Origin of the sequence: Variovorax gracilis (assembly GCF_030317115.1) — a bacterium.
Lineage (GTDB): Bacteria > Pseudomonadota > Gammaproteobacteria > Burkholderiales > Burkholderiaceae_C > Variovorax > Variovorax gracilis.
In genome coordinates this window covers 112,762-121,137 of the sequence record NZ_JASZYF010000014.1, presented here as the reverse complement: position 1 = coordinate 121,137, position 8,376 = coordinate 112,762, and the positions used below count along the sequence as shown (strand labels likewise).

Here is an 8,376-nt window from a genome sequence, read left to right as displayed (position 1 = left end):
CTCTTCGAATCGTTCTTCAGCACCAAGCGCCGAGGCATGGGGCTGGGCCTGTCGATCGCGCGGACCATCGTCGAAGCGCACGGAGGCCGCATCCGGGTGGAAAGCGATCCCCATGGCACTGTCTTCCACGTTTCGCTGCCCGCGCTCGGTGAAAGCAGCGTCCGGACCACCGCCTTCGCATGAACACTTCGCCGCTCATTCACGTGGTCGATGACGACGAGCCGCTGCGCACGGCGCTGCTCCGACTGCTCGACATGGCGGGCTTCGAGGCCCGCGGCTACGCCTCGGCGGGTGAGTTCCTGCTTCATCCACCGCCCGATCGCCCGAGCTGCCTGCTGCTCGATGTCCGCATGCCCGGTCCTTCGGGCCTGGACCTCCAGGGCGCGCTGGAGGAAAACGGCATCCCGCTGCCGATCGTCTTCCTGACGGGACATGCGGACGTTCCCTCCACCGTGCAGGCACTGAAGGGCGGGGCGGTCGACTTTCTGGAGAAGCCGATCCAGCGCGAACCCTTGCTGGCGGCGCTCGGACGTGCATTGGCCCGCGATGCGGCGCAACGGGCGGCGAGGAAGGACGCGGAGAGCCTCCGGGTGCTCTTCGCCACGCTCTCGACGCGCGAACGCGATGTCTTCGATCGGATCGTCGCAGGCAAGCTCAACAAGCAGATCGCCGACGAGCTCGGCAGCAGCGAACGCACCATCAAGACCCAGCGCGCGCACCTGATGGTCAAGCTGGGCGTGGACTCGGCGGCCGAACTCGGTGCCCTGGCCGAAAGGCTCAGCCGCAGCGCTCCAGGGGCCGAGCAGAGCCCGCCATGACCACGGCAGCCCCATCCAGGCTCGGCCGGATCCTCGGCTTCGCCGCGGTCGTCGAATGTGTCATCGGCCCCCGCCTTGCTCATGGTGCGGGCCATGTTCATCCGGTGGCTGCTCGGCGCCGCGGTCGCGGGCACGGAGCAAGAGCGTTCCGCTTCCCTTTCGGGCAACGGATCTGCCCTTCGACCCGGTACCCTTGCGCACGCCGGCACGCAATGATCCTCTCTCATCACCACCCACCAGAGAGAAGGAGTCGCGCGCATGAAGACGCCCCCTCTGCACTTCTCGCGACGGCGCGGTCACCGGCGCGATGCCTCCCTGCGATGACATCGCTGCCGACCCGCGAGGTACTTGTGGTGGACGACGACGACAGCATGCGCCAGGCGATCGAGCGGCTGCTCACCGCAGCCGGACTGAAGACCGGGATCTTTGCATCGGCGGAAGCGTTGCTGGCGAGCAGCGAGATCGCGGGCGCGGACTGCATCGTGAGCGACTTCCACCTGCCCGGCATGTCCGGACTGGATCTGCTGGCGGAGTTGCGCAGGCGTGGAAATGCGGCGCCCGTGGTCTTGATCACCGCACACGACAGCCCGGAGCTTCGAGCCGAGTCGATTCTGCGCGGTGCAGTCGGCTATCTCTCGAAGCCGTTCCACAGCAAGGACCTGCTCGCCGCGATCGAGGCCGCGGTGCAGGGCGGTCCCTCCAATCCAACTTCGACGCAGTGATGGATGGACCCGCCATGGAAGCGCGTCCGCTTCCGTCTGCTTCGTTCGCCAGCGCGTCGCCGCTGCCACGCGCCGACCGATGCGCCGCGGGTGCATCATTCGTCCGAGTTCCATTGATCTCTACTACCGGAGCACACCGATGACTCTCACTCTCCATCGAATCAGCCGTCGGCTCGGCCTCGCCCTGCTGGCGTCAGCGGCGCTGCTGGGCGCCGAACGCGCAGCGCTCGCGCAGGACGCCAAGCCGGCCCAGGCGGCCGCACCCGCCAAGGACTTCAAGGACGAGCGCGCGCTCGCGCTGCTCAGGGGCATGAGCGACACGCTGGCCGGCGCGAAGACATTGAGCTTCAAGGTGCGCGGCATCGTGCCGGCGCCCTCGCCGACAGGGCAGTTCGTGAGCCTCCTGGCGTCGTCGCGGGTGGTGATGCAGCGGCCCGACAAGCTCTTCGTGGAGGCGCGCGGCGACCTGTTTCCGAGCGACAGCTTCTACGACGGCAAGTCGGTCACCGTGGTCACCGCCGACCGCAAGTTCTACGCGCAGCGCGATGCTGCCGGCGGCGCGATCGAGGCGCTGATGCAGGGCCTGCAACCGGGTTCCGACGCCACCGCGCCCTTCCTCGACCTGCTGGTCGCGGACCCGTATGCCTTCCTGACGAAAGACCTCGCCAGCGCGTTCTGGGTCGGCCGGACGGCCATCGGCGGCGTCAGGACCGAGCACCTGGCATTCACCGCCCCCGGACTGGACTGGGAGGTCTGGATCGGCACTGCGGACAAGCTGCCGCGCCTGATGGTCGTCTCCTACCGCTCGGGCGAACGCCAGCCGACCTTCACGGTCGAGCTCTCGGAATGGAAGCTCAATGCGCCCATCCCGGCGAAGACCTTCAGCGCCGCGATCCCGCCAGGCGCCGCGAAGCTCGAGTTCAAGCAGATGGGCCCGGCCAAGTGACCATGCCAAGGAGCAATGCAATGAAGCACATCAAGACACTCGTCCTCGGAGCCGTCGTCGTGGCCGGCGCCTTCCTTCCCCTGTCGGGCGCGAATGCATGGGTCGCGGCCGCGGGCGGCTGGCGCGGCGGCGCGGTGGCGGTCGGTGGCTACCACCCCTACCACCCCTACTATCGTCCCGCGGGCTGCTATGGCTGCGGCGCCGCCGTCGGCGCAGTCGCGGGCATGGCAGTCGGCGCGGCGATCGTCGATGCGAGCCGTCCCGCCACGGTGGTGGTCCAGCCGCCGGCGGTGGTCGTGCAGCCGGCTCCCTATGTGGTGCAGGGCAACATGCCGCTCGGCACCCAGATCGCCGCCTTGCCCGGCGGCGCTCGCAGCATGGTGGTGAACGGCGTCAACTACTACCAATCCGGCGCCACCTGGTACAAGCCGTTCTTCGGCTCTAGCGGCGTGTACTACGAGGTGGTGCCGGCGCCGTGACAGGCGCTGCACCGGAGCACCTCCACTTCACTTTCGGGCAAGGGCCATGCCCTTGGACACCCATCCCGGCGGCGCCCGATCCAGCGTCAGCCGCCACGTCCCGGCATCACACAAGGAGATCGACATGAAGCGCTACATATTCGCCGCAACGGCCGCATTGGGCATTCTCGGACTTCTTCCGTCCGCATCATTTGCGGTCACTTGCGCCGCTGGTGTCTACCGCGCCGGCTGCGCCGGCCCCAACGGCGCCGCGGTGGTCAAGAAGCCGCCGCCGGCGCAAGTCACGTGCGCCAAGGGCGTTTATCGCGAAGGTTGCGTCGGGCCCAACGGCGCGGCGGTTCGCAGGCGCTACTAGCGGGCAGCGGCCGGGAGCTTTGCCTGGTCTCAGGTGCCGCTCCCGCGGCTTCCTGCCTGCAGCATCTGGAGCGCCTTCTCCACGCTGAGCGAGCCTGAGACCTGGCTGGGCGGGTACTCCCTGAAGGTTGCCAGGAACTGTCCGACGATGCCCACCGCGGGGACCATCGTCCAGAGCTTCTCGCCCCACCAGCGGCCATACAACAGGCTCTCGTCCTGGTAACGCTCCCACGGGTCCTGGCGCAGATTGGTCACGAGCGGCACGTTGGTCGTTTGGGGCTTGCCATTGAAGAGGTTGCCCTCGATGGTCTTGAAGCTGACCTTCCAGGCGTTGTAGCGCACCGCCATGAGGTCGGCGTTGTCGCTGAAGTAGAAGAACTCGTGACGCGGAGCCGGGGCCTCGCCCTTGAAATAGGGCATGAAGTTATAGCCGTCGAGGTGATTCCTGAAGGTCTTCTCGCCGGCCTTGAAGCCGCTCAGCAGTTTCTCCTTGACCTGGGGTTCGCCAGCGGCGGCCACCAGGGTGGGCATCCAGTCCTCTGCCGCCATGATGTCGTTGACGATGGTGCCCGGCTTGATCACGCCAGGCCACCTGGCAAGCATGGGGACTCGGAATCCGCCTTCGAACACGGTGCCCTTCTCGCCGCGGAACGGATGGTTGCCGCCATCGGGCCAACTGAAGATCTCTGCGCCGTTGTCGCTGGTGAACATCACGATGGTGTTGTCAGCGATGCCTTCGTCGTCGAGCTTCCTGAGGATCTCGCCGACGATCCAGTCCATCTCCATCATCGCGTCGGCATAGATGCCGAAGCCGCTCTTGTCCTTCCACCTGGGCGACAAGTGCGTCCAGACGTGGCAGCGCGTCGAGTTGTGCCACAGGAAGAAGGGCTTGCCGGCCTTCACCGAGCGATCGATGAAGTCGACCGAGCGACGTACGAGTTCGGCATCGACATCTTCCATGTTGAACTTCGCCGCCGGGTCCATGCCGGGCCCCGGAGGCAATGGACCGGCGTCGATGATCTTCTGCTTGCCCACGCGCCCCCAGCGCGGCTCCTCCGTCGGATCATCCTCGTCCGTGGCGAAGGATTCGATGATGTTGCGCGGGCCGAACTGCTCGTGAAAGCCCGGCACCTTCGGGTATTCGCCGTCGTAGGGCTCTTCCATTGCGTTGAGGTGGTACAGGATGCCGTAGAACTCGTCGAAGCCGTGCACCGTGGGCAGGTATTCGTTGCGGTCGCCGAGATGGTTCTTGCCGATCTGCGCAGTGGCGTAGCCCAGCGGCTTGAGCAGTTCGGCGATCGTCGGGTCCTTGTCCTGCAGGCCCTGCTTGGCGGCCGGCATGCCCACCTTCAGCAGTCCGGTGCGAAACGGTGTCTGGCCCAGGATGAAGGCGGCCCGACCCGCGGTGCACGACTGCTGCCCGTAGTAGTCGGTGAACAGCGCGCCTTCCCTGGCGAGACGGTCGATGTTCGGCGTGCTGCCGCCCATCATGCCGCGATGGTAGGCGCTCAGGTTCCAGATGCCGACGTCGTCGGCCATGATCATGACGATGTTGGGGGCCTTGTCAGCCATGCGTACCTCCGGTTGGTTCGATGCTTCGCCGTGCATCCTGACAGTCGCGGTGGGTGCTGCAAATAGGGCCGACGGGCAACTGCCTTGCCCCAAAGGGCAAGCGCCCCGGTTTCCGGCTCCGGCGCACGGACGCGGCAGCCATGCGATAGGGGTGCCTACGTACGGGCCTCCGTGCCACCACGTAGTCGTTCAAGCAATGGCCTCGCTTGTTGCGCCAGGCAGAAGTTCATAGCATGCATTCAGCCGCGTGCGATGGGCTGCCTTGGCCTGTCGATGGCGCCGCTGTCGAAGGAGTCAACATGATTGTCTGTCGCCGTTTCGCAGCGGCCGCCATCGGCCTCTGCGCCATCGCAACTGGTTGCGCCAACTACCAGCCGCCGGCGGTGTTCGCCGGCTTCTCGTCGCCGCTGGTGGCGCGCAACAGTTGTGTCGATTCCGTCTCCCGCGAGTTCAAGGTGCCCAAGGAAAACGTGAAGCCGGTCAACGACGCGAGCACCATGACGGACGGCATCTACATCGTCAGCCTCAGCATCGGCGCCGGGCAGCCGCTGATCAACTGCACCGTGAACGAGAACGGCAACGTGTCAGACGTGATTCGCGCGCGCTGAGGCTCGTTCATCTTGAGCGGTCGCCGATGGCGCGGCGCGCGCATCCCTGCTTTGGTCGGAGTGTGGTCTCGGCATCCGGCGATGAGTCGCGTGCCGGCCCGGATTGTGGCAAGCTGCCAGACCGGCAGGCCGCAACGCCGAAGGTCCCAGGGGGAAACCGCCATGCTTCCCAGCACCCACTACGCAAAGAGCGGTGGCGTCAACATCGCATACCAGACGGTCGGGAACGGCCCGCGAGACCTCGTGCTGGTTCCGGGATGGGTTTCGAACCTCGATGTCTTCTGGGAGGAGCCCGCACTGGGGCGGATGTTCACGCGGCTGGCTTCCTTCTCCCGGCTGATCCTGTTCGACAAGCGGGGGACCGGCCTGTCGGACCGCGTGAGCGACATGCCGTCTCTCGAAGTCCGCATGGATGACGTGCGGGCGGTATTGGATGCCGTCGGCTCGGAGCGCGCGGCGCTGTACGGCTATTCGGAGGGCGGCGCGATGTGCGCGCTTTTCGCCGCCACCTACCCGGATCGCGCTTCGGCGCTCGTCATGTGCGGCTCTTTCGCGAGGCGCACTCAGGGGCCCGGCTACCCCTGGGGCATGACGAGGGATCAATTGCTCGCCGTCGCCGATCAGGTGGAGCGCGATTGGGGCGGCGCGGTCGGCATCGAGACGCGGTGGCCGAGCCATGCAGGGGACGAGCGGTGCCGTCGATGGTGGGCGCGCTGGCTGCGTTCCAGCGCGAGCCCCGCGGCCGCGGCGGCGGTGTTGCGCATGAACCTGGACATCGACATCCGTCATGTGCTGCCCGCCGTGCGCGTGCCCACCCTGCTGTTGCACAGCCTGGACGATCGCGTCATCGATTTCGGCGCGAGCCGATACATGAGCGAGCAGATCGCCGGGGCGAAGCTGGTCGAACTCCATGGCGTCGATCACGTCCCGTGGGGCTGCGACAGCGACGCCATCCTCGATGAGATCGAAGAGTTCCTCACCGGCGCCCGGCTCGGCGTCGAACCCGACCGGCTCCTGGTCACTGTCATGTTCACCGACATCGTGGGGTCCACCGAACGCGCCGCGGTGCTCGGCGATCGCGGCTGGCACGATCTGCTGGAGAGTCACCACGCGCTGGTTCGCCGCGAGCTGGAGCATTTCCGGGGCCGCGAGATCGAAACCACCGGCGACGGGTTCCTCGCCACCTTCGATGGCCCGGCCCGGGCGGTGCGCTGCGCCTGCGCCATCTCCCGCGAGGTCCGGGCGCTCGGGCTCGAGATCCGCGCAGGGCTGCACACCGGGGAGTGCGAAGTGATCGACGACAAGGTTGCAGGCATCGCAGTGCATACCTGCGCGCGTGTGGCGACGCATGCCCGGACGAGCGAAGTGCTTGTTTCCAGCACCGTCAGGGATCTGGTCGCCGGCTCCGGACTGGCATTCCAGGATCGGGGGATGCAGCGCCTGAAGGGAATCCCCGACGAGTGGCGGTTGTTTGCAGTCGAGCAGTGAGGCTGGCGGCGCTCGAGGTTGGCGAAAAGCGGGCTGATCGGGTGATCGCCTGCATGCAATTTGCGCGCATGATGCGGACCCGACCAACCCAAACGAAGGGGACTGCGAATGAGGACGCTCCTGCTCTCGGCTTTCGCCGCCATCGCATTCTGCGGATGCACGACCACCTCCTCGGATGTCGTGCTGCTGAAGACGGTGGTCGGACCGGCGCACTGTTCCGCACCTGCCAACGGCGCGTGCGAGAGCTGCGAGACGGCCTGTCCGGCGCTCAAGCAGGCGCTGTGCGTCGGCGGCTCCAGCGTGCAGGTGACCAGCGTCGCGGCGGCTTCGTGCATCAAGCCGCCCTCGTGCTCCTGCCAATAGCATCGGAAGGCAGCCGCCGCCGTTCGTCGGACGGCTGTCACAACCCGGGGTGGCCGAACGTCTAGGCACTCATGAACGACAGGACCGACACCTTCACGCGCCTGCGTCCTCGCTTGCAGGGCATCGCCTATCGCATGCTGGGCTCTGCCGCCGAGGCGGAGGAGGTCGTGCAGGACGCCTGGCTCCGCTGGCATGAGGCGCAGCAGGAGCGGGTGGACAACAGCGAGGCGTGGCTGGTCTCCGTCACCACGCGCCTGGCCATCGACCGGCTTCGCTCCGCCAAGGTGCAGCGCGAGCACTACATCGGCACCTGGCTGCCGGAACCGCTGATGTCCGAATCCCCGACCACGCCCGAGCAGATGCTGGAGCGAGCCGATGACATCTCCGTTGCCTTCCTCGCCGTGCTGGAGCGCCTGGCACCCGAGGCGCGTGCGGCCTTCCTGCTGCGGGAGGTGTTCGACGCGGACTACAGCGAGGTGGCCGCGACCCTCGGCAAGAGCGAGAGTGCGTGCAGGCAGCTCGTGCACCGCGCCAAGGAGCAGCTGCAGGACAGCCGGCCCCGTCACGTCGTCCCGCCCGATACCCAGCTCCGGCTCCTGCAGGGTTTTGCCGACGCCGCCACGCGCGGCGAGTTCTCCGCGCTGAAGGCCATGCTGGCCGACGATGCGCAGCTCATCGGCGATGGCGGCGGCAAGGTGCCGAGCTTCGGCGTGCCGCTGGTGGGTGGCCAGCGCATCGCACAGCTCTACTTCGCGACGAGCCTGCGACACCACGAGGCGGTGCGTTTCGAGGTCGTCATGCTCAACGGCGAGTGGGGCCTGCTGCGCTTCATCGACGGCGAGCTGGAATCGGCGCAAGCCATCGAAACCGATGGCGAGCGCATCTTGCGCATCCACGCGCAGCGCAATCCCGACAAGCTGGCGCGCATCGTCGCCGCGCTCGGCGGGAATGCCGGCGCCGCCCATCGGCCTCACTGAAAGAATTTTTCGCCGATCCGTCACAACCGGCCTTCGTCGCACGTCTTGC

11 protein-coding genes are annotated in these 8,376 nt (G+C 67.0%); 10 read left to right on the top strand and 1 reads right to left on the bottom strand.

Annotated elements, in window-relative coordinates; genetic code table 11:
* The 6 genes from QTH97_RS23880 to QTH97_RS23855 form a co-directional block, all read left to right on the top strand.
* On the top strand, positions 1-183 hold a 183-nt coding region (locus QTH97_RS23880; RefSeq protein WP_286570967.1), incomplete at its 5' end, for an ATP-binding protein.
* Complete coding sequence (locus tag QTH97_RS23875; RefSeq protein WP_286570966.1) at positions 180-818, top strand: response regulator transcription factor; 639 nt, start codon at positions 180-182, stop codon at positions 816-818. The genes QTH97_RS23880 and QTH97_RS23875, both read left to right, overlap by 4 nt.
* A 320-nt stretch (positions 819-1,138) precedes the next feature.
* A complete protein-coding gene (locus QTH97_RS23870) occupies positions 1,139-1,540 on the top strand; it encodes a response regulator transcription factor (RefSeq protein WP_286570965.1) in 402 nt (133 codons plus the stop codon).
* Between the two features lie 139 nt (positions 1,541-1,679).
* Complete coding sequence (locus tag QTH97_RS23865) at positions 1,680-2,486, top strand: DUF2092 domain-containing protein (protein WP_286570964.1); 807 nt, start codon at positions 1,680-1,682, stop codon at positions 2,484-2,486.
* 20 nt (positions 2,487-2,506) lie between these two features.
* The gene (locus tag QTH97_RS23860) at positions 2,507-2,965 is read left to right on the top strand and encodes a hypothetical protein (RefSeq protein WP_286570963.1); all 459 of its coding nucleotides are present in this window, start codon (positions 2,507-2,509) and stop codon (positions 2,963-2,965) included.
* 124 nt (positions 2,966-3,089) lie between these two features.
* Positions 3,090-3,320 carry a hypothetical protein gene (locus QTH97_RS23855; protein ID WP_286570962.1) on the top strand — a complete coding sequence of 77 codons (231 nt, stop codon included), beginning with the start codon at positions 3,090-3,092 and terminating at the stop codon, positions 3,318-3,320.
* Between the two features lie 29 nt (positions 3,321-3,349).
* On the opposite strand, the gene QTH97_RS23850 is transcribed toward QTH97_RS23855, so the two are convergent.
* On the bottom strand, positions 3,350-4,891 hold the full coding sequence (locus tag QTH97_RS23850) for an arylsulfatase (RefSeq protein ID WP_286570961.1): 1,542 nt from the start codon (positions 4,889-4,891) through the stop codon (positions 3,350-3,352).
* A 299-nt stretch (positions 4,892-5,190) separates the two neighbouring features.
* Between QTH97_RS23850 and QTH97_RS23845 the strand changes: the two genes are divergently transcribed.
* From QTH97_RS23845 to QTH97_RS23830, 4 genes are all read left to right on the top strand, one after another.
* A complete protein-coding gene (locus QTH97_RS23845; protein ID WP_286570960.1) occupies positions 5,191-5,499 on the top strand; it encodes a hypothetical protein in 309 nt (102 codons plus the stop codon).
* 81 nt (positions 5,500-5,580) lie between these two features.
* Entirely contained in the window at positions 5,581-6,987 is a 1,407-nt protein-coding gene (locus QTH97_RS23840; protein ID WP_286570959.1) for an adenylate/guanylate cyclase domain-containing protein, read from the top strand.
* Positions 6,988-7,095: 108 nt separating this feature from the next.
* Positions 7,096-7,350, top strand: coding sequence for a hypothetical protein (locus QTH97_RS23835; RefSeq protein ID WP_286570958.1), 255 nt, complete (start codon positions 7,096-7,098; stop codon positions 7,348-7,350).
* A 71-nt stretch (positions 7,351-7,421) separates the two neighbouring features.
* The gene (locus QTH97_RS23830) at positions 7,422-8,327 is read left to right on the top strand and encodes an RNA polymerase sigma-70 factor (protein WP_286570957.1); all 906 of its coding nucleotides are present in this window, start codon (positions 7,422-7,424) and stop codon (positions 8,325-8,327) included.
* Positions 8,328-8,376: the final 49 nt, after the last annotated feature.

Excerpts from the sequence above, each read along its gene's own strand:
- QTH97_RS23875 (WP_286570966.1), top strand. The coding sequence starts at position 180 with ATGAACACTTCGCCGCTCATTCACGTGGTCGATGACGACGAGCCGCTG.
- QTH97_RS23870 (WP_286570965.1), top strand. The coding sequence starts at position 1,139 with ATGACATCGCTGCCGACCCGCGAGGTACTTGTGGTGGACGACGACGAC.
- QTH97_RS23865 (WP_286570964.1), top strand. The coding sequence starts at position 1,680 with ATGACTCTCACTCTCCATCGAATCAGCCGTCGGCTCGGCCTCGCCCTG.
- QTH97_RS23860 (WP_286570963.1), top strand. The coding sequence starts at position 2,507 with ATGAAGCACATCAAGACACTCGTCCTCGGAGCCGTCGTCGTGGCCGGC.
- QTH97_RS23855 (WP_286570962.1), top strand. The coding sequence starts at position 3,090 with ATGAAGCGCTACATATTCGCCGCAACGGCCGCATTGGGCATTCTCGGA.
- QTH97_RS23850 (WP_286570961.1), bottom strand. The coding sequence starts at position 4,891 with ATGGCTGACAAGGCCCCCAACATCGTCATGATCATGGCCGACGACGTC.
- QTH97_RS23845 (WP_286570960.1), top strand. The coding sequence starts at position 5,191 with ATGATTGTCTGTCGCCGTTTCGCAGCGGCCGCCATCGGCCTCTGCGCC.
- QTH97_RS23840 (WP_286570959.1), top strand. The coding sequence starts at position 5,581 with ATGAGTCGCGTGCCGGCCCGGATTGTGGCAAGCTGCCAGACCGGCAGG.
- QTH97_RS23835 (WP_286570958.1), top strand. The coding sequence starts at position 7,096 with ATGAGGACGCTCCTGCTCTCGGCTTTCGCCGCCATCGCATTCTGCGGA.
- QTH97_RS23830 (WP_286570957.1), top strand. The coding sequence starts at position 7,422 with ATGAACGACAGGACCGACACCTTCACGCGCCTGCGTCCTCGCTTGCAG.